This is a genomic window from Pseudomonas hunanensis (genome assembly GCF_013393325.1).
GTDB classification, from domain to species: Bacteria; Pseudomonadota; Gammaproteobacteria; order Pseudomonadales; family Pseudomonadaceae; genus Aquipseudomonas; species Aquipseudomonas putida_P.
On record NZ_QJRC01000068.1, the window covers coordinates 1 to 18,570 of the forward strand.

General features: G+C 59.8%; 16 protein-coding genes and 2 rRNA genes. 16 read left to right on the plus strand and 2 right to left on the minus strand.

Annotated elements, in window-relative coordinates; translation table 11 throughout:
• Nucleotides 1–192: 192 nt before the first annotated feature.
• The 5 genes from DM807_RS03290 (at nucleotide 193) to DM807_RS03310 (ending at nucleotide 7,068) form a co-directional block, all read left to right on the plus strand.
• A 23S ribosomal RNA gene (locus DM807_RS03290) occupies nucleotides 193–3,085 on the plus strand.
• Between the two features lie 136 nt (nucleotides 3,086–3,221).
• Nucleotides 3,222–3,337 (plus strand): 5S ribosomal RNA (gene rrf, locus DM807_RS03295).
• A 168-nt stretch (nucleotides 3,338–3,505) separates the two neighbouring features.
• The gene (locus DM807_RS03300; protein ID WP_179027050.1) at nucleotides 3,506–4,165 is read left to right on the plus strand and encodes a paraquat-inducible protein A; all 660 of its coding nucleotides are present in this window, start codon (nucleotides 3,506–3,508) and stop codon (nucleotides 4,163–4,165) included.
• On the plus strand, nucleotides 4,152–4,775 hold the full coding sequence (locus DM807_RS03305) for a paraquat-inducible protein A (RefSeq protein ID WP_012270365.1): 624 nt from the start codon (nucleotides 4,152–4,154) through the stop codon (nucleotides 4,773–4,775). Before DM807_RS03300 ends, DM807_RS03305 begins: the two co-directional genes overlap by 14 nt.
• Nucleotides 4,768–7,068 carry a PqiB family protein gene (locus DM807_RS03310; RefSeq protein WP_041166362.1) on the plus strand — a complete coding sequence of 767 codons (2,301 nt, stop codon included), beginning with the start codon at nucleotides 4,768–4,770 and terminating at the stop codon, nucleotides 7,066–7,068. The genes DM807_RS03305 and DM807_RS03310 overlap by 8 nt, the downstream gene beginning before the upstream one ends.
• Nucleotides 7,069–7,221: 153 nt before the next feature.
• Here DM807_RS03310 and rpsT read toward each other — a convergent pair whose 3' ends face one another.
• On the minus strand, nucleotides 7,222–7,500 hold the full coding sequence (rpsT, locus tag DM807_RS03315; protein WP_003247625.1) for a 30S ribosomal protein S20: 279 nt from the start codon (nucleotides 7,498–7,500) through the stop codon (nucleotides 7,222–7,224).
• A 250-nt stretch (nucleotides 7,501–7,750) separates the two neighbouring features.
• Here rpsT and murJ point away from each other — a divergent pair, with 250 nt between their 5' ends.
• The 6 genes from murJ to ispH all read left to right on the plus strand — a co-directional run bounded on the left by murJ (nucleotide 7,751) and on the right by ispH (nucleotide 15,086).
• Nucleotides 7,751–9,289 (plus strand): murein biosynthesis integral membrane protein MurJ, encoded by a 1,539-nt coding sequence (gene murJ / locus DM807_RS03320; protein WP_012270367.1) that lies wholly within the window; start codon nucleotides 7,751–7,753, stop codon nucleotides 9,287–9,289.
• A 118-nt stretch (nucleotides 9,290–9,407) separates the two neighbouring features.
• Nucleotides 9,408–10,358, plus strand: a complete 951-nt coding sequence (ribF, locus tag DM807_RS03325; RefSeq protein ID WP_041166363.1) for a bifunctional riboflavin kinase/FAD synthetase — start codon at nucleotides 9,408–9,410, stop codon at nucleotides 10,356–10,358.
• The gene (gene ileS, locus DM807_RS03330; RefSeq protein WP_012270369.1) at nucleotides 10,355–13,186 is read left to right on the plus strand and encodes an isoleucine--tRNA ligase; all 2,832 of its coding nucleotides are present in this window, start codon (nucleotides 10,355–10,357) and stop codon (nucleotides 13,184–13,186) included. The genes ribF and ileS overlap by 4 nt, the downstream gene beginning before the upstream one ends.
• On the plus strand, nucleotides 13,179–13,694 hold the full coding sequence (gene lspA / locus DM807_RS03335; protein ID WP_012270370.1) for a signal peptidase II: 516 nt from the start codon (nucleotides 13,179–13,181) through the stop codon (nucleotides 13,692–13,694). Before ileS ends, lspA begins: the two co-directional genes overlap by 8 nt.
• Nucleotides 13,687–14,124 carry an FKBP-type peptidyl-prolyl cis-trans isomerase gene (gene fkpB, locus DM807_RS03340; RefSeq protein ID WP_012270371.1) on the plus strand — a complete coding sequence of 146 codons (438 nt, stop codon included), beginning with the start codon at nucleotides 13,687–13,689 and terminating at the stop codon, nucleotides 14,122–14,124. Before lspA ends, fkpB begins: the two co-directional genes overlap by 8 nt.
• A gap of 14 nt (nucleotides 14,125–14,138) precedes the next feature.
• A complete protein-coding gene (gene ispH, locus DM807_RS03345; protein WP_010951872.1) occupies nucleotides 14,139–15,086 on the plus strand; it encodes a 4-hydroxy-3-methylbut-2-enyl diphosphate reductase in 948 nt (315 codons plus the stop codon).
• Here ispH and DM807_RS03350 read toward each other — a convergent pair whose 3' ends face one another.
• Complete coding sequence (locus DM807_RS03350; RefSeq protein WP_012270372.1) at nucleotides 15,087–15,572, minus strand: GspH/FimT family pseudopilin; 486 nt, start codon at nucleotides 15,570–15,572, stop codon at nucleotides 15,087–15,089. It abuts the gene before it with no gap.
• Between the two features lie 109 nt (nucleotides 15,573–15,681).
• Between DM807_RS03350 and DM807_RS03355 the strand changes: the two genes are divergently transcribed.
• The 5 genes from DM807_RS03355 to thiO are packed head-to-tail and all read left to right on the plus strand — an operon-like array spanning nucleotide 15,682 to nucleotide 18,485.
• Nucleotides 15,682–15,864 (plus strand): prepilin-type N-terminal cleavage/methylation domain-containing protein, encoded by a 183-nt coding sequence (locus tag DM807_RS03355; RefSeq protein ID WP_060515778.1) that lies wholly within the window; start codon nucleotides 15,682–15,684, stop codon nucleotides 15,862–15,864.
• Nucleotides 15,861–16,502: a PilW family protein gene (locus DM807_RS03360; protein WP_012270374.1), complete on the plus strand. Its 642-nt coding sequence runs from the start codon at nucleotides 15,861–15,863 to the stop codon at nucleotides 16,500–16,502. The genes DM807_RS03355 and DM807_RS03360 overlap by 4 nt, the downstream gene beginning before the upstream one ends.
• Nucleotides 16,499–16,942: a hypothetical protein gene (locus DM807_RS03365; RefSeq protein ID WP_012270375.1), complete on the plus strand. Its 444-nt coding sequence runs from the start codon at nucleotides 16,499–16,501 to the stop codon at nucleotides 16,940–16,942. The genes DM807_RS03360 and DM807_RS03365 overlap by 4 nt, the downstream gene beginning before the upstream one ends.
• A gap of 1 nt (nucleotide 16,943) precedes the next feature.
• The gene (locus tag DM807_RS03370; RefSeq protein ID WP_012270376.1) at nucleotides 16,944–17,333 is read left to right on the plus strand and encodes a type IV pilin protein; all 390 of its coding nucleotides are present in this window, start codon (nucleotides 16,944–16,946) and stop codon (nucleotides 17,331–17,333) included.
• A 54-nt stretch (nucleotides 17,334–17,387) separates the two neighbouring features.
• Complete coding sequence (gene thiO / locus DM807_RS03375) at nucleotides 17,388–18,485, plus strand: glycine oxidase ThiO (RefSeq protein ID WP_060494523.1); 1,098 nt, start codon at nucleotides 17,388–17,390, stop codon at nucleotides 18,483–18,485.
• The last annotated feature ends 85 nt before the right edge of the window (nucleotides 18,486–18,570 follow it).

Consider the following 18,570-nt stretch of genomic DNA (forward strand, 5'->3'; position numbering starts at 1 on the left):
GAATGTTGATTTCTGACTTTTGTCAGATCGTTCTTTAAAAATTCGGATATGTGATAGAAATAGACTGATGGCCAGTTTCACTGCTGGTTAATCAGGCTAAGGTAAAATTTGTGAGTTCTGCTCGAAAGAGCGACGTGCGAATTTTCGGCGAATGTCGTCTTCACAGTATAACCAGATTGCTTGGGGTTATATGGTCAAGTGAAGAAGCGCATACGGTGGATGCCTTGGCAGTCAGAGGCGATGAAAGACGTGGTAGCCTGCGATAAGCTTTGGGGAGTCGGCAAACAGACTGTGATCCAGAGATCTCTGAATGGGGGAACCCAGCCAGCATAAGCTGGTTATCTTGTACTGAATACATAGGTGCAAGAGGCGAACCAGGGGAACTGAAACATCTAAGTACCCTGAGGAAAAGAAATCAACCGAGATTCCCTTAGTAGTGGCGAGCGAACGGGGACCAGCCCTTAAGTTGGTTTGAGATTAGTGGAACGCTCTGGAAAGTGCGGCCATAGTGGGTGATAGCCCCGTACACGAAAATCTCTTATCAATGAAATCGAGTAGGACGGAGCACGAGAAACTTTGTCTGAATATGGGGGGACCATCCTCCAAGGCTAAATACTACTGACTGACCGATAGTGAACCAGTACCGTGAGGGAAAGGCGAAAAGAACCCCGGAGAGGGGAGTGAAATAGAACCTGAAACCGTATGCGTACAAGCAGTGGGAGCCTACTTTGTTAGGTGACTGCGTACCTTTTGTATAATGGGTCAGCGACTTATATTCAGTGGCGAGCTTAACCGAATAGGGGAGGCGTAGCGAAAGCGAGTCTTAATAGGGCGTTTAGTCGCTGGGTATAGACCCGAAACCGGGCGATCTATCCATGGGCAGGTTGAAGGTTAGGTAACACTGACTGGAGGACCGAACCGACTACCGTTGAAAAGTTAGCGGATGACCTGTGGATCGGAGTGAAAGGCTAATCAAGCTCGGAGATAGCTGGTTCTCCTCGAAAGCTATTTAGGTAGCGCCTCATGTATCACTGTAGGGGGTAGAGCACTGTTTCGGCTAGGGGGTCATCCCGACTTACCAAACCGATGCAAACTCCGAATACCTACAAGTGCCGAGCATGGGAGACACACGGCGGGTGCTAACGTCCGTCGTGAAAAGGGAAACAACCCAGACCGTCAGCTAAGGTCCCAAAGTCATGGTTAAGTGGGAAACGATGTGGGAAGGCTTAGACAGCTAGGAGGTTGGCTTAGAAGCAGCCACCCTTTAAAGAAAGCGTAATAGCTCACTAGTCGAGTCGGCCTGCGCGGAAGATGTAACGGGGCTCAAACCATGCACCGAAGCTACGGGTATCACCTTTTGGTGATGCGGTAGAGGAGCGTTCTGTAAGCCTGTGAAGGTGAGTTGAGAAGCTTGCTGGAGGTATCAGAAGTGCGAATGCTGACATGAGTAACGACAATGCGAGTGAAAAACTCGCACGCCGAAAGACCAAGGTTTCCTGCGCAACGTTAATCGACGCAGGGTTAGTCGGTCCCTAAGGCGAGGCTGAAAAGCGTAGTCGATGGAAAACAGGTTAATATTCCTGTACTTCCAGTTATTGCGATGGAGGGACGGAGAAGGTTAGGCCAGCCTGGCGTTGGTTGTCCAGGTTTAAGGTGGTAGGCTGGAATCTTAGGCAAATCCGGGATTTCAAGGCCGAGAGCTGATGACGAGTTGCCTTTAGGCGACGAAGTGGTTGATACCATGCTTCCAAGAAAAGCTCCTAAGCTTCAGATAACTGGGAACCGTACCCCAAACCGACACAGGTGGTTAGGTAGAGAATACCAAGGCGCTTGAGAGAACTCGGGTGAAGGAACTAGGCAAAATGGCACCGTAACTTCGGGAGAAGGTGCGCCGGCGAGGGTTAAGGACTTGCTCCGTAAGCCCATGCCGGTCGAAGATACCAGGCCGCTGCGACTGTTTATTAAAAACACAGCACTCTGCAAACACGAAAGTGGACGTATAGGGTGTGACGCCTGCCCGGTGCCGGAAGGTTAATTGATGGGGTTAGCGCAAGCGAAGCTCTTGATCGAAGCCCCGGTAAACGGCGGCCGTAACTATAACGGTCCTAAGGTAGCGAAATTCCTTGTCGGGTAAGTTCCGACCTGCACGAATGGCGTAACGATGGCGGCGCTGTCTCCACCCGAGACTCAGTGAAATTGAAATCGCTGTGAAGATGCAGTGTATCCGCGGCTAGACGGAAAGACCCCGTGAACCTTTACTATAGCTTTGCACTGGACTTTGAATTTGCTTGTGTAGGATAGGTGGGAGGCTTTGAAGTGGGGACGCCAGTTCTCATGGAGCCATCCTTGAAATACCACCCTGGCAACTTTGAGGTTCTAACTCAGGTCCGTTATCCGGATCGAGGACAGTGTATGGTGGGTAGTTTGACTGGGGCGGTCTCCTCCCAAAGAGTAACGGAGGAGTACGAAGGTGCGCTCAGACCGGTCGGAAATCGGTCGTAGAGTATAAAGGCAAAAGCGCGCTTGACTGCGAGACACACACGTCGAGCAGGTACGAAAGTAGGTCTTAGTGATCCGGTGGTTCTGTATGGAAGGGCCATCGCTCAACGGATAAAAGGTACTCCGGGGATAACAGGCTGATACCGCCCAAGAGTTCATATCGACGGCGGTGTTTGGCACCTCGATGTCGGCTCATCACATCCTGGGGCTGAAGCCGGTCCCAAGGGTATGGCTGTTCGCCATTTAAAGTGGTACGCGAGCTGGGTTTAGAACGTCGTGAGACAGTTCGGTCCCTATCTGCCGTGGACGTTTGAGATTTGAGAGGGGCTGCTCCTAGTACGAGAGGACCGGAGTGGACGAACCTCTGGTGTTCCGGTTGTCACGCCAGTGGCATTGCCGGGTAGCTATGTTCGGAAGAGATAACCGCTGAAAGCATCTAAGCGGGAAACTTGCCTCAAGATGAGATCTCACTGGGATCTTGAATCCCCTAAAGGGCCGTCGAAGACTACGACGTTGATAGGTTGGGTGTGTAAGCGCTGTGAGGCGTTGAGCTAACCAATACTAATTGCCCGTGAGGCTTGACCATATAACACCCAAGCAATTTGCGCGTCAGCCAAATTGCGGTGGTGAAGATGATACGAACCGAAAGTTCGCAACGAACCACACAATCACATATCCGAATTCGCTGGGCTGTCCATCTGGACATTCTGGCTACAGAATTTCTTGACGACCATAGAGCATTGGAACCACCTGATCCCATCCCGAACTCAGCAGTGAAACGATGCATCGCCGATGGTAGTGTGGGGTTTCCCCATGTGAGAGTAGGTCATCGTCAAGATTCATTTCGCAAAACCCCTATCTGCACATGCAGGTAGGGGTTTTGTCTTTGTAGCCTGAAAAGCCACGTCTCATAGGGATTACCCCACCCCCCTCTAGGCCAAGGTCAGCTCCCACAATTCGAGCCAGAACACTAGAATAGCTCCACGCACCTATTCAGAAGCGCTATATGCCCAACTCTGTCGAACCTGAAACCTTGGCCCAATTGCCGTTGGACGAGCTTGTCGCCTGCCACGAATGCGACCTGCTGCTGCGCAAGCCCGTGCTCCAGCACGGTGAGAAAGCCCAATGCCCACGTTGCGGTTACGAGCTTTATGCTCATCGGCACAACGTGGTCAACCGTAGCCTGGCGTTGGTACTGACCGCGCTGTTGCTGTTCGTGCCTGCCAATTTTCTACCGATCATGCAGTTGCACCTGCTTGGCCAGACCTCGGACGATACTGTCTGGAGCGGCGTACTGGGCCTGTACAATTCGCAGATGCGTGGTGTAGCGGTAGTCGTCTTCCTGTGCAGCATGGCCATCCCCTTGGCAAAACTGCTCTGCCAACTGGCGGTACTGCTGAGTATCCGCTTGAACATGGGGCGTAACTTCGGCCTGTTGTTCTACCGCATCTATCACCACCTGCGTGACTGGGGCATGCTCGAGGTCTATTTCATGGGGGTGTTGGTGGCTATCGTCAAGCTGGTGGACCTGGCCGAGTTGACCGTGGGCCTGGGGCTGTTCTGTTTCATCAGCCTGTTGTTGATCCAGGTATGGCTTGAGGTGGTGATGTCACCGCACCAGATTTGGAGTGCACTTTCGGGGGAGGACCTGCATGCGGGCGATTGATGCAGGCATTCTTGTCTGCAATGAATGTCATGAACTGAACAAGCAAGTGCAAGACAGCACGTCGCAGACCTGTACACGCTGCGGCGCCATTGTCCATGCTCGCCGCCCAAACAGTATCGTGCGTACCTGGGCGCTGCTGATTGCCGCGTCGATCTTGTACATCCCGGCCAACCTGCTGCCGATCATGACTGTGAGTACACTCGGCCAGGGCAGCCCCGACACGATCATGTCCGGCGTCATTACCCTGCTCAAGCACGGCATGGTGCCCATTGCTGCGGTGGTGTTCATCGCCAGTATCCTGGTGCCCACGTTCAAGCTGGTGGGCATTGGCCTGCTGCTGTACTCCGTTCAGCGTCACCAGCCGCTTTCGGCGCGGCAACGGATATTAATGTACCGCTTCATCGAATTCATTGGGCGCTGGTCCATGCTCGATATCTTCGTCATCGCCATCCTGGTGGCCGTGGTGAATTTCGGCCGAATAGCCAGTGTCGAAGCCAATCTGGGCGCTGTCGCCTTCGCAACTGTGGTGATCCTGACAATGCTTGCCGCTTTAACTTTCGATCCCCGACTGATTTGGGATAACACGGAGTCGGATGACGACCATGAGTGACCTGCCAACGGCTAAAACCCGCCCAGCCTCTAACTGGTCGGCCATCTGGATCTTGCCTTTGATCGCCTTGATGATCGGTGGCTGGCTCGCGTGGCAGGCCTACAGCTCGGCCGGCGTAGAAATTGAAGTCCGCTTCGAGTCGGGTGAAGGTATCGTCGCCAACAAGACCGAAGTCATCTACAAGGGCATGCCGGTAGGCAAGGTGAAGAACCTGGTGCTCGATGCCGAGGGTGACAACCAGGGGGTGATCGCCACCATCGAGATGAACAAGGCTGCGGAGCCTCACCTGACCAAGGGCACACGCTTCTGGCTGGTTAAGCCCAGTGTCAGCCTGGCGGGTATTACCGGCCTTGAGACACTGGTGTCGGGTAACTACATCGCCGTCAGTCCGGGCGAGGGGGAGCGTACCAAGCGCTTTACCGCGTTGAAGGTGGCACCGCCGCTCTCGGATACGGAACCTGGCCTGCATCTGACCCTCAAGGCCGACAGGTTGGGTTCGCTCAACCGTGACAGCCCGGTGTTCTACAAGCAGATTCAGGTGGGTCGGGTGAAAAGCTACCGACTGTCCGAGGACCAGAGCACCGTCGAGGTCAAAGTCTTCATCGAGCCCGCCTACGCCAGCCTGGTGCGTAAGCACACGCGTTTCTGGAATGCCAGCGGCGTCAGCATCGATGCTTCGCTGTCAGGTGTGAAGGTGCGCAGCGAGTCGCTGTCGAGCATCGTGGCTGGTGGTATCGCCTTCGCCACGCCGGAATACCGCAAGGACAGCCCGCCTACCGACCCGAGCCTGCCATTCCGCCTGTATGAGGACTTTGATGCAGCCCAGGCCGGTATTCGGGTCAAAGTGAAACTGAGCGATTATGAAGGCCTGCAGGCGGGTCGCACGCCGGTTATGTACAAGGGTATTCAGGTGGGCTCGCTGAAGGCCCTGAAGATGGAAGACAACCTGTCCAGCGCGTCGGCCGAGTTGACACTGGACCCGCTGACCGAAGACTACCTGGTGGACGGGACTCAGTTCTGGGTAGTCAAACCGTCGATTTCCCTGGCGGGTATCACTGGCCTGGAAGCGCTGGTCAAAGGTAACTACATCGCCATTCGCCCCGGTGAGAAGGGCGCACGGCCAGAGCGTGAGTTCGAGGCCCGTGCCAAGGCGCCGCCACTCGATCTCAAGGCGCCGGGCCTGCACATGGTGTTGTTCGCCGACACCTTGGGTTCGCTGGAAGTCGGCAGCCCGGTTATGTACCGCCAGGTGAAGGTGGGTAGCGTCCAAAGCTACCAGTTCGCTCGCAACAGCAACCGCATCCTGATCGGTGTACATATCGAGAAGGAGTACGAAAAACTGGTCAATGGTTCGTCGCGCTTCTGGAACGTCAGTGGTATCACCCTGACCGGCGGCCTTTCTGGCATCAAGATCAAGAGTGAATCACTGCAAACATTGATGGCCGGTGGTATCGCCTTCGACACGCCGCGGCCCGATGTGGCGCTGAAACGGCACATTCCGCGCTTCCGCCTGCATGACAGCCAAGAAGCGGTAAACCGTGCCGGCACGTTGATCACCATCCGTGTCGACCGTGCAGATGGCCTGAAGCCGGGTACGGCGATCCGCTTCCGTGGCCTGGATGTGGGCAGTATCGAAAGCGTCGACCTCACCGATGACTTGCAGGCCGTGCTGCTGCGGGCGCGCATTACCGAAGCGGCGGACCGTATCGCCCGCGCCGGTACGCAGTTCTGGGTGGTCAAGCCAGCATTAGGCCTGGTGCGCACCGAGAACCTCGACACCCTGATTGGCGGCCAGTACCTGGAAGTGCAGCCGGCAGCCAAGGACCGTGGTCCGCAGCGTGATTTCATTGCCTTGGCCGATGCTCCACAGGTGGCGGGGCCAGAGGTCGGTCTGCCGTTGACACTCAGTGCGCCACGCCGTGGCTCGATCAAACCGGGTGTGCCGGTGACCTACCGTGAGGTTGCGGTGGGCAAGGTGACAGGCTTCGAGCTGGGCCAGAGCGCTGACCGTGTGCTGATCCATATCCTCATCGAGCCGCGCTATGCCGCCTTGGTACGCAGCGGTAGCCGTTTCTGGAACAGCAGTGGCTTCGGTTTCGATTGGGGGCTGTTCAAGGGCGCTACGGTGCGCACCGAGTCGGTGCAGACCCTGATCGATGGCGGTATCGCTTTTGCAACGCCAGATGGCGAGCAGATGGGCAACCCAGCACGACCGCAGCAGACATTCGCCTTGTTCGACAAGGCGGAGGATGAATGGATGCAGTGGGCGCCGAAGATCCAAATCGCCAAGTAAGAGTGTCTGCAGGGGCGGGTTTGCCCGCTCCTGCAGGTGTCAATTGATGATGAATTGTGTCAATTGACCATAAATATTGGGACCGAAGGATTCCAATAAATTGCAGGCAACAAAAAACCGACCCTAGGGTCGGTTTTTCGACTAGCGCGTCGCTTAGGCAGCTGCAGCTTCTTTCAGCGCCTTGATGTGGCCATTCAGACGGCCTTTGTGACGAGCAGCCTTGTTCTTGTGGATGATACCTTTGTCGGCCATACGGTCGATTACAGGTACAGCCAGAACGTAAGCGGCTTGCGCTTTTTCGGCGTCTTTTGCGTCAATGGCTTTAACTACATTCTTGATGTAGGTGCGGACCATGGAACGCAGGCTGGCGTTGTGGCTGCGACGCTTCTCAGCCTGTTTTGCACGTTTCTTGGCGGAAGGTGTGTTGGCCACCGTCGAGCTCCTCGAAAGACTTTAGGTAAATAGCAAACAAAATAGGCCGCGAATCATGCCGATCAGTAGATCGATTGTCAAGGCCACCTGCAAGGTTCCGCCGAGCGGTGCGCCAACAAGCGGGAAAGATTCCTTTCTGCTGCGCGACCTGTACACTCGGGAATTTTTGGCTCCCCTGCGAAGGCGCGGGAGTATCGCACATTCGGACGCTGTCTGGCAGCGTCCTCTGTCATTGGCGTGAATCTTTTCGATGAACCTGCTCAAATCCCTGGCTGCAGTAAGCTCGATCACCATGATTTCGCGGGTGCTGGGCTTCGTCCGCGACACCATCCTGGCGCGCATCTTCGGTGCCGGTGTCGCCACCGACGCCTTCTTCATCGCGTTCAAGTTGCCCAACCTGTTGCGGCGGATCTTCGCTGAAGGTGCATTCTCCCAGGCCTTCGTGCCGATCCTGGCCGAATACAAGACCCAGCAGGGCGAGGAGGCGACACGCACCTTCATTGCCTACGTCAGCGGCCTGCTGACCCTGGTCCTGGCCCTGGTGACCGCCATCGGTATCCTGGCGGCGCCCTGGGTGGTGTGGGCGACGGCCCCGGGTTTTGTTGACAGCGCCGAAAAATACGAGCTGACCACCGCCCTGTTGCGAGTGACCTTTCCTTATATATTGCTGATCTCGCTGTCTTCCCTGGCCGGTGCGATCCTCAATACCTGGAACCGTTTCTCGGTACCGGCCTTCACCCCGACCTTGCTGAACGTGGCGATGATCGCCTTCGCCGTGCTGCTGACACCGTACTTCGACCCGCCGATCATGGCCTTGGCCTGGGGCGTGCTGGCCGGTGGCCTGGCGCAGTTGCTGTACCAGCTGCCGGCACTGAAGAAGATCGGCATGCTCGTGCTGCCGCGCCTGAACTTAAAGGACGCCGGTGTGTGGCGGGTACTGAAGCAGATGCTGCCGGCGATTCTCGGGGTGTCGGTGAGCCAGATCTCGTTGATCATCAACACCATCTTCGCTTCCTTCCTGGTGGCCGGGTCGGTGTCGTGGATGTACTACGCCGACCGCCTCATGGAGTTGCCTTCGGGTGTGCTGGGCGTGGCATTGGGCACGATCCTGCTGCCGACCCTGGCCAAGACCTACGCCAACAAGGACCGCGAGGAGTACTCGCGGATTCTCGACTGGGGCCTGCGCCTGTGCTTCCTGCTGGTGCTGCCCTGCACCCTGGCGCTGGCCATTCTTGCCGAGCCACTGACCGTTGCGTTGTTTCAATACGGCAAATTCAGTGCGTTCGATGCGGCCATGACCCAGCGGGCGCTGATGGCCTATTCCGTGGGCTTGCTGGCGATCATTCTGGTCAAGGTACTGGCACCCGGCTTCTATGCGCAGCAGAATATCCGCACGCCGGTGAAAATCGCGATCTTCACGCTGGTTTGCACTCAGCTGTTCAACCTTGCCCTGGTCGGGCCGCTCGCACATGCCGGCCTGGCATTGGCGATCAGCCTCGGTGCCTGCCTGAATGCCGGCTTGCTGTTCTGGAAGCTGCGCAGTCAGCAGTTGTTCGAACCTCAGCCAGGCTGGGCAATGTTCCTGCTCAAGCTTGTTTTGGCAGTGGCACTCATGTCGGCGGTACTGTTGGCGGGCATGCACTATATGCCGGCCTGGGAGCAGGGCATCATGCTCGAGCGCTTCCTGCGCCTGGGGGCGTTGATCCTGGCGGGCGTCGTGACGTATTTCGGCTGCCTGTACCTGTGCGGCTTCCGGCCTCGGCATTTCGCCCGCAAGGCCTTGCACTAAGGCTTGGGGCGGGTCAAACGTCGGTTTTTCGCATTCCACGCCGCCCTTGGGCGCTGCTGCCTGTCACCAGCGCCCGGGTGTGGTTATAATCGGCCACTTTATGAGCAAGAAGCGCGTTATGCAGCTGGTTCGAGGTCTTCACAACCTGCGCCCCGAGCACCGGGGCTGTGTCGCCACCATTGGCAACTTCGACGGGGTTCACCGCGGCCACCAGGCAATCCTGGCGCGTCTGCGCGAGCGCGGCCAGGCCTTGGGCCTGCCGACCTGCGTGGTGATCTTCGAACCGCAACCACGCGAGTACTTCGCCCCTGAAACCGCGCCGGCGCGCCTGGCCCGCCTGCGCGACAAGGTCGAGCTGCTGGCCGCCGAGGGCATTGACCGGGTTTTGTGCCTGGCGTTCAATCAGCGCCTGAGCAAGCTCAGCGCCGATGCCTTCGTCAAGGCCATCCTGGTCGACGGCTTGGGTGTGCGTCATCTCGAAGTGGGCGATGACTTCCGCTTTGGCTGCGACCGTGCTGGCGATTTCGCCTTCCTGATCGAGGCCGGCAAGCAGTACGGCTTTACCGTCGAGGCCGCCAACACGGTAATCCAGGACGGCCTGCGGGTCAGCAGCACCGAAGTGCGCAAGGCCCTGTCCGAGGGCAACTTCGAACTGGCCGAGCACCTGCTGGGTCGCCCGTACAGCATCACTGGCCGCGTACTGCATGGCCAGAAGCTGGCCCGCCAGCTCGGCACACCTACCGCCAATATCCAGCTCAAGCGCCGCCGCGTGCCGCTGTCCGGGGTCTACCTGGCCAGCATCGAAATCGACGGCAAGGCCTGGCCGGGTGTCGGCAATATTGGCGTGCGTCCCACCGTTGCCGGTGATGGGCGCCCGCACCTGGAAATTCATCTACTGGATTATGCCGGTGACCTGTATGGCCGGCGCCTGACGGTGGAGTTCCACCACAAGCTGCGTGAAGAGCAGCGATTCGCCTCCCTGGAGGCGCTGAAGTCGGCGATCGATGCGGATATCGCCGCCGCACGTGCACATTGGCACGCTCAACCGCTAACGAAGAGCCTGAAATGACCGACTACAAAGCCACGCTTAACCTTCCGGACACCGCCTTCCCCATGAAGGCCGGCCTGCCTCAGCGCGAACCGCAGATCCTGCAGCGCTGGGACAGCATTGGCCTGTACCAGAAGCTGCGCGAAATTGGCAAGGATCGTCCCAAGTTCGTCCTGCACGACGGCCCGCCCTATGCCAACGGCAAGATTCACATCGGTCATGCGCTGAACAAGATCCTCAAGGACATGATCGTCCGCTCCAAGACCCTGGCCGGCTTCGATGCGCCGTATGTACCGGGCTGGGACTGCCATGGCCTGCCGATCGAGCACAAGGTCGAGGTTACCCACGGCAAGCACCTGTCCGCCGACCGCACCCGCGAGCTGTGCCGCGAATACGCCGCCGAGCAGATCGAAGGGCAGAAGACCGAGTTCATTCGCCTGGGCGTGCTGGGTGACTGGGACAACCCGTACAAGACCATGAACTTCGCCAACGAGGCCGGTGAAATCCGCGCCCTGGCCGAGATGGTCAAGCAAGGCTTCGTGTTCAAGGGCCTCAAGCCTGTGAACTGGTGCTTCGATTGCGGTTCGGCCCTGGCTGAAGCGGAAGTCGAGTACGCCGACAAGAAATCCCAGACCATCGACGTGGCCTTCCCGGTTGCCGATGAAACCAAGCTGGCCGCTGCTTTCGGCCTGGCGTCGCTGGCCAAACCGGCCGCCATCGTGATCTGGACCACCACCCCGTGGACCATCCCGGCCAACCAGGCGCTGAACATCCACCCGGAGTTCAAGTACGCCCTGGTCGACACCGGCGAGCGCCTGCTGGTACTGGCTGAAGAGCTGGTCGAGTCGTGCCTCAAGCGCTACAACCTGGAAGGCTCGATCATTGCCACCGCCCAAGGTTCGGCGCTGGAGCTGATCAACTTCCGTCACCCGTTCTATGATCGCCTGTCGCCAATCTACCTGGCCGACTACGTCGAGCTGGGCGCGGGTACCGGCGTGGTGCATTCGGCACCTGCCTACGGTGAAGACGACTTCGTTACCTGCAAGCGCTACGGCATGGTCAACGACGACATCCTCACCCCGGTGCAGAGCAACGGTGTATATGTCGAGTCGCTGCCATTCTTCGGCGGCCAGTTCATCTGGAAGGCCAACCCGGCCATCGTCGAGAAGCTGAGCGAAGTCGGTGCGCTGATGCACACCGAAACCATCAGCCACAGCTACATGCACTGCTGGCGCCACAAGACCCCGCTGATCTACCGTGCTACTGCGCAGTGGTTCGTGGGCATGGACAAGCAGCCAACCACCGGCGAGCCGCTGCGTGAGCGCGCGCTGAAAGCCATCGAAGACACCAAGTTCGTGCCGGCCTGGGGCCAGGCGCGCTTGCATTCGATGATCGCCAACCGCCCGGACTGGTGCATTTCGCGTCAGCGCAACTGGGGCGTGCCAATCCCGTTCTTCCTGCACAAGCAGACCGGCGAACTGCACCCGCGCACTGTCGAGCTGATGGAGCAAGTGGCCAAACGCGTCGAGCAGGAGGGCATCGAGGCTTGGTTCAAGCTGGACGCCGCCGAGCTGCTGGGCGTTGAAGCCGACCAGTACGACAAGATCACCGACACCCTCGACGTGTGGTTCGACTCGGGTACCACCCATTGGCACGTGCTGCGTGGCTCGCACGACATCGGCCACACCACCGGCCCGGTCGCCGACCTGTACCTGGAAGGCTCTGACCAGCACCGTGGCTGGTTCCACTCGTCGTTGCTGACCGGTTGCGCCATCGACAACCACGCGCCATACCGCGAGCTGCTGACCCATGGCTTCACCGTGGACGAAAACGGCCGCAAGATGTCCAAATCGCTGGGCAACACCATCGAACCGGAGAAGGTCAACAACACCTTGGGTGCCGACATCCTGCGCCTGTGGGTTTCGGCCACCGACTACTCCGGTGAAATGGCGGTTTCCGAGCAGATCCTGCAGCGCAGCGCCGACGCCTATCGCCGTATTCGCAATACCGCGCGCTTCTTGCTGTCCAACCTGTCCGGCTTCGACCCGGCCCGCGACCTGCTGGCCCCGGAGGACATGCTGGCACTGGACCGCTGGGCCGTGGACCGCACCCTGCTGCTGCAGCGCGAGCTGGAAGAGCACTACAGCGAGTACCGTTTCTGGAACGTCTACTCCAAGGTGCACAACTTCTGCGTACAGGAACTGGGCGGCTTCTACCTCGACATCATCAAGGACCGCCAGTACACCACTGGTGCCAACAGTGTCGCCCGCCGCTCCTGCCAGACCGCGCTGTACCACATCAGCGAGGCGCTGGTGCGCTGGATCGCGCCAATCCTGGCGTTCACCGCCGACGAAATCTGGCAGTACCTGCCGGGCGAGCGCAACGAGTCGGTAATGCTCAACGGCTGGTACCAGGGCCTGAGCGAGCTGCCGGAAGGCACCGAGCTGGACCGCGCCTACTGGGACCGCGTGATGGCGGTGAAGGCCTCGGTGAACAAAGAGCTGGAGAACCAGCGTACCGCCAAGGTGATCGGTGGCAACCTGCAGGCCGAAGTGACCCTGTACGCCGACGAAGGCCTGAGCGCCGACCTGGGCAAGCTGGGCGACGAACTGCGCTTCGTGCTGATCACCTCGGCCGCCAGCGTGGTGCCGTTCGCTCAGGCGCCGGCCGAAGCCGTGGCCACCGAAGTCGAAGGCCTCAAGCTGAAGGTGGTCAAGTCCGGCCACGCCAAGTGCGGCCGTTGCTGGCACTTCCGCGCCGACGTTGGCAGCCACCCGGAGCACCCGGAAATCTGCAGCCGTTGCGTCGACAACCTGAGCGGTTCGGGTGAGGTGCGCCACTATGCCTAACCCTGCAGCGGGGCGCTTCGGGCGCCTTGCATGGCTTTGGCTGAGCTTGCTGGTCCTGGTCCTCGACCAGGCCACCAAGCTGTACTTCAACAACGCCCTGACCATGTACCAGCAGATTGTGGTCATCCCTGACTACTTCAGCTGGACGTTGGCCTACAACACCGGTGCCGCGTTCAGCTTTCTCGCTGATGGCGCTGGCTGGCAGCGCTGGCTGTTCGCCCTGATCGCCGTGGTGGTCAGTGCCGTGCTGGTGGTATGGCTCAAGCGCCTGGGGCGCAACGAGACCTGGCTGGCCGTGGCACTGGCGCTGGTGCTGGGTGGCGCCATCGGCAACCTGTACGATCGCATCGTGCTGGGCCATGTGGTCGACTTCATCCTGGTGCACTGGCAGAACCGCCACTACTTCCCGGCCTTCAACGTGGCCGACAGCGCCATCACCGTTGGTGCGGTGATGCTGGCGCTGGATATGTTCAAGAGCAAGAAGTCCGAGGATCCGGTCCATGACTGACACCCGTATCGGCCAGAACACCGAAGTCACCTTGCACTTCGCGCTGCACCTGGAAAACGGCGACACCGTCGACAGCACGTTCGACAAAGCCCCGGCCACCTTCAAGGTTGGCGATGGCAACCTGCTGCCGGGCTTTGAAAGCGCCCTGTTCGGCTTCAAGGCCGGTGACAAGCGCACTGTGGTAGTGGCCCCGGAGAACGCTTTCGGCCAGCCTAACCCGCAGAACGTGCAGGTTATGCCGCGCTCCAACTTCGAAGGCATGGAGCTGTCCGAAGGCCTGCTGATCATCTTCAACGACGCCGCCAACACCGAGCTGCCAGGTGTGGTCAAAGCGTTCGATGACGACCAGGTGACCATCGACTTCAATCACCCACTGGCTGGCAAGACCCTGACCTTCGAGGTGGAGATCCTCGAGGTGAAGGCCCTGTAAGCCTGGAGCCGAGCATGCAAATCAAACTCGCCAACCCTCGCGGCTTTTGCGCGGGGGTCGACCGGGCGATCGAGATCGTCAACCGCGCGCTGGAAGTCTTCGGCCCGCCGATCTATGTGCGCCACGAAGTGGTGCACAACAAGTTCGTGGTGGAAGACCTGCGCAACCGTGGCGCCATCTTTGTCGAAGAGCTGGACCAGGTGCCGGACGATGTCATCGTCATCTTCAGTGCCCACGGTGTTTCCCAGGCCGTGCGCCAGGAAGCAGCTGGCCGTGGCCTGAAAGTGTTCGATGCCACCTGCCCGCTGGTGACCAAGGTGCACATCGAAGTGGCCAAGTACAGCCGCGATGGCCGTGAGTGCATTCTCATCGGCCACGAAGGGCACCCGGAAGTCGAAGGCACCATGGGCCAGTACGACGCCAGCAACGGTGGCGCCATCTACCTTGTCGAGGACGAGGAAGATGTTGCCAACCTGCAGGTGCGCGACCCGGACCACCTGGCCTTCGTCACCCAGACCACGCTGTCGATGGACGACACCAGTCGCGTCATCGACGCCCTGCGTGCACGCTTTCCGAACATCGGTGGCCCGCGCAAGGACGACATCTGCTACGCCACCCAAAACCGCCAGGACGCCGTCAAGCAACTGGCAGGCGAGAGTGACGTGGTGCTGGTGGTCGGCAGCCCGAACAGCTCCAACTCCAACCGCCTGCGCGAGCTGGCCGAGCGCATGGGCACTCCGGCTTACCTGATTGATGGTGCCGAGGACCTGCAACGCGGCTGGTTCGACCAGGCCGCGCGTATCGGCATCACTGCCGGTGCTTCGGCCCCCGAAGTGCTGGTGCGTGGCGTGATCGAGCAACTCAAGGCTTGGGGCGCCACGGGCGCTGAAGAGCTGGATGGGCGGGAGGAGAACATCACCTTCTCGATGCCTAAAGAGCTGCGGGTTCGGTCGCTGATCTGATCAGGGCCTTGCGCACAGCGGATGATTCGGTTCGCCTGTGCGCAAGGCTACTCTGCCAGTGCTTGCCAGAACCACATGATAAGGGCTGTTGGTTTTTTCGCAGACTACAAGCCGGCCACTCAGCTGAGCGTTGTTTGGCTGCATCGGCACACCCTGTGCACTGAATTTCACCTGCCCCCCCGTATTCGCTGCGATGTACATGGGTCGAGAAAGCCGATGTTCACGCAGCACTTGCTGATTGTGCTCTAACACTGCACGCCAGCCATTCCCCCAATTACCGTCCAGCGCCACTACAACTACCGGTTGGCCCTGCAGCACGGCATGGCTGCGCGCACTGCGCAGTGCCTGGGCCAGATCTCGGGCCGCTGCCGCCCGGTGTAGGTCGTCACTCATCCTGGCGTAGGCCGGAATACCCAGCTGTGTCAGCAAGACAGCCACCGCCAAGGCCGACAACATTTGAATCAGTGTTACGCCGCGTTGCCTCACCGTGCATTCCTCCCTGGAAGTGCTTGGCTATAGCTTCACGTTCGCTGGCCAAGCGTTCTAGTCGGCCGGTTCCAAGGCTATTGCAGGAAAAGTCACGGGAGGTGCAAGGATGCACGTAAGGCAACGGGGCATGACGCTCCTGGAAGTGCTGTTGGCTGTCGCGGTTGTGGCCGTGGGCATGTTCGCAACCGCAGCGATGCAGTTGCAGGCATTGCAGGCGACGGAAAGCGCACGCCGTGATGGGCAGGCGGCGATGGCGGCGCATAGCGAGCTTGAGCGGAGGCGGCGATGAGGCGCCGCCAGATTGGGTTCGGTTTGCTTGAAGTTGTGATGGCACTGGCCATCGGGTTGCTGCTGCTGGCGGCGGCCAGCCAGCTCTTTACCTCCGCACACCAGGCTTGGCGCCTGCAAAGCACGGCAGTGCGTATGCAGGATGAAGCACGTCAGGCATTACTGCGTATGGCGCAGGACATCCGCATGACGGGGATGTTTGGCTGTCTTCAGCTCGGTCCAGGCGACTTCAACGCCCCGGGCTCACAGTTGGCTTTCGCCCGACCATTGGAAGTTGATTCCACTACCCTCAGCCTGGTTGTAGCGGAGTTGCCCGGACAGGCTGGCAAGTCTGACTGGCTCTTGCACACAGACTGCATCGAGAAAGTGAGCGTGGATGTGGATCCCAAAGAGGGCTATCCACTGGCGTTTCCTATCAGCAGATACGTCTACCAGCTCCAGGGCAACCAACTGAAGTTCAAGCGAGGAAGAAGCTTTCAGCCGCTGGTCGAGAATGTACGAGAGGCGCGCTTCGAACGTGTGCAAACACCCGAAGGAGTGAGAGTGGATATCGCGCTCACGTTGTACGAGCCCACGCTCAAACTCGAACAGCGCCATGAGCTTAGCGTGGCGCTGCGCAACTCGGTGCCGGGGCCATGAAGCGTCAACGCGGTGTCGTGCTGCTGTTGGCGTTGGTACTGAGCCTGCTGCTCGGCTTGCTGGCGGCCTCAGCCCTGAGTGATGCCTTGGTGGAAACGCGAATGGCCGGTCACCTGCGCGATGGTCTGCTGGCGCTCGAAGAAGCGGAGGCCACCTTGCAAGCAGGGGAGGCCGAGATCAAGCGTGCACCTCCTGATCCGTGTTCCGCGTGCATGCCGCCAGCTCGACCGCACGACCTGGCCGGGCAGTGGCACAGCACGCAAGAGGGCTATTTCCACCTGCAGAATCTTGGCCCGAGTAAGCGCGCGCAGGCCACCCTGTTTCGGATAACCGCCGTGAGCAAACAAACCCAGTCACGACAGGTACTGGAAGCCGTCTACGCCGTGGCCGACGACAAGATGCAACGCATGGCCTGGCGACAAAGACTCAGAGGAGACTGACATGCAGCAAGGCTTGAGCCTGATCGAGTTGTTGATTGTGCTGGCCGTGACCGGCATTCTGGCAGCCATTGCCTACCCCAGTTACAGCGACCAGCTTCGGCGAGCCGCGCGCAGCGAAGTGGTTGGCCTGCTGCATGATGCCGCCCTGCGTCTGGAGCGCCACCGCGTGCGCACCGGCGAGTATGCCGAGGGCGACCCGGCCTTGCCCGACGGTACCCGCTACTACAGCCTGCAGGCCCAGCGCGGCAGCGACACCTTCACGCTGCACGCCCGGCGGCTGCCGAATGGGCTGATGGCACAGGATGGCTGTGGCGATTTCCAGCTCGACCAGGCTGGCGCGCGCAGCAACCCCGGTGCCGTTGGTGGCAGCGAGCACTGCTGGGGAAGCTGAAGGTTGAATGATGCCCGGTGCATCGCGGTTTTACTTCAGGTGTTGGATCGACAGATGAACAAGCAAGTAGTGGTGGTCGGCGGCGGGGTGATTGGCCTGCTGACGGCGTTCAACCTGGCGGCAAAGGTCGGCCAGGTGGTGGTGTGTGATCAGGGCGAGGTTGGCCGCGAGTCGTCCTGGGCTGGCGGTGGCATTGTTTCGCCGTTGTACCCATGGCGCTACAGCCCGGCGGTGACCGCCCTGGCGCACTGGTCGCAAGACTTTTATCCACAGCTGGGCGAGCGCTTGTTCGCCAGCACCGGCGTCGACCCCGAAGTGCACACCACTGGGCTGTACTGGCTCGATCTGGACGACGAGGCCGAAGCGTTGGCCTGGGCCGAGCGCGAGCAGCGACCGCTTAGCGCCGTGGATATCTCGGCGGCCTATGACGCGGTGCCGGTGCTGGGCCCGGGCTTCAAGCGCGCCATCTACATGGCTGGGGTGGCCAATGTGCGCAACCCACGGTTGGTCAAATCGCTGAAGGCGGCGCTGCTGGCGCTGCCTAACGTGACCTTGCGCGAACACTGCCAGATCACCGGTTTCGTGCAGCAGGACGGGCGCGTGACCGGGGTGCAGACCGCCGACGGCGTGCTGGTGGCGGATGAAGTGGTGCTCAGCGCTGGCGCCTGGAGTGGTGACCTGCTGCGTACCCTTGGCCTCGAACTGCCGGTAGAGCCGGTGAAGGGCCAGATGATCCTGTTCAAGTGCGCCGACGACTTCTTGCCGAGTATGGTGCTGGCCAAGGGGCGCTATGCGATCCCACGGCGTGATGGGCACATTCTGGTGGGCAGTACGCTGGAGCATGCCGGTTATGACAAGACCCCGACCGGGGATGCGCTGGACAGCCTGAAGGCATCGGCGGTGGAGTTGTTGCCTGAGCTTGAGGGGGCCACGGTGGTGGCGCACTGGGCGGGGCTGCGGCCGGGCTCTCCGGAAGGTATTCCGTATATCGGGCCGGTGCCGGGGCATGCGGGGTTGTGGCTGAACTGCGGGCATTACCGTAATGGGCTGGTGCTGGCACCGGCTTCGTGCCAATTGTTTACCGACTTGCTGACCGGGGCCGAGCCGATTATCGACCCGGCGCCTTATGCGCCAGAAGGTCGTTTGGGCTGAGGGCTTCTTCGCGGGTAAACCCGCTCCCACAGGTGCAGCACAGGTTTGAAAACCGTGTGATCCCTGTGGGAGCGGGTTTACCCGC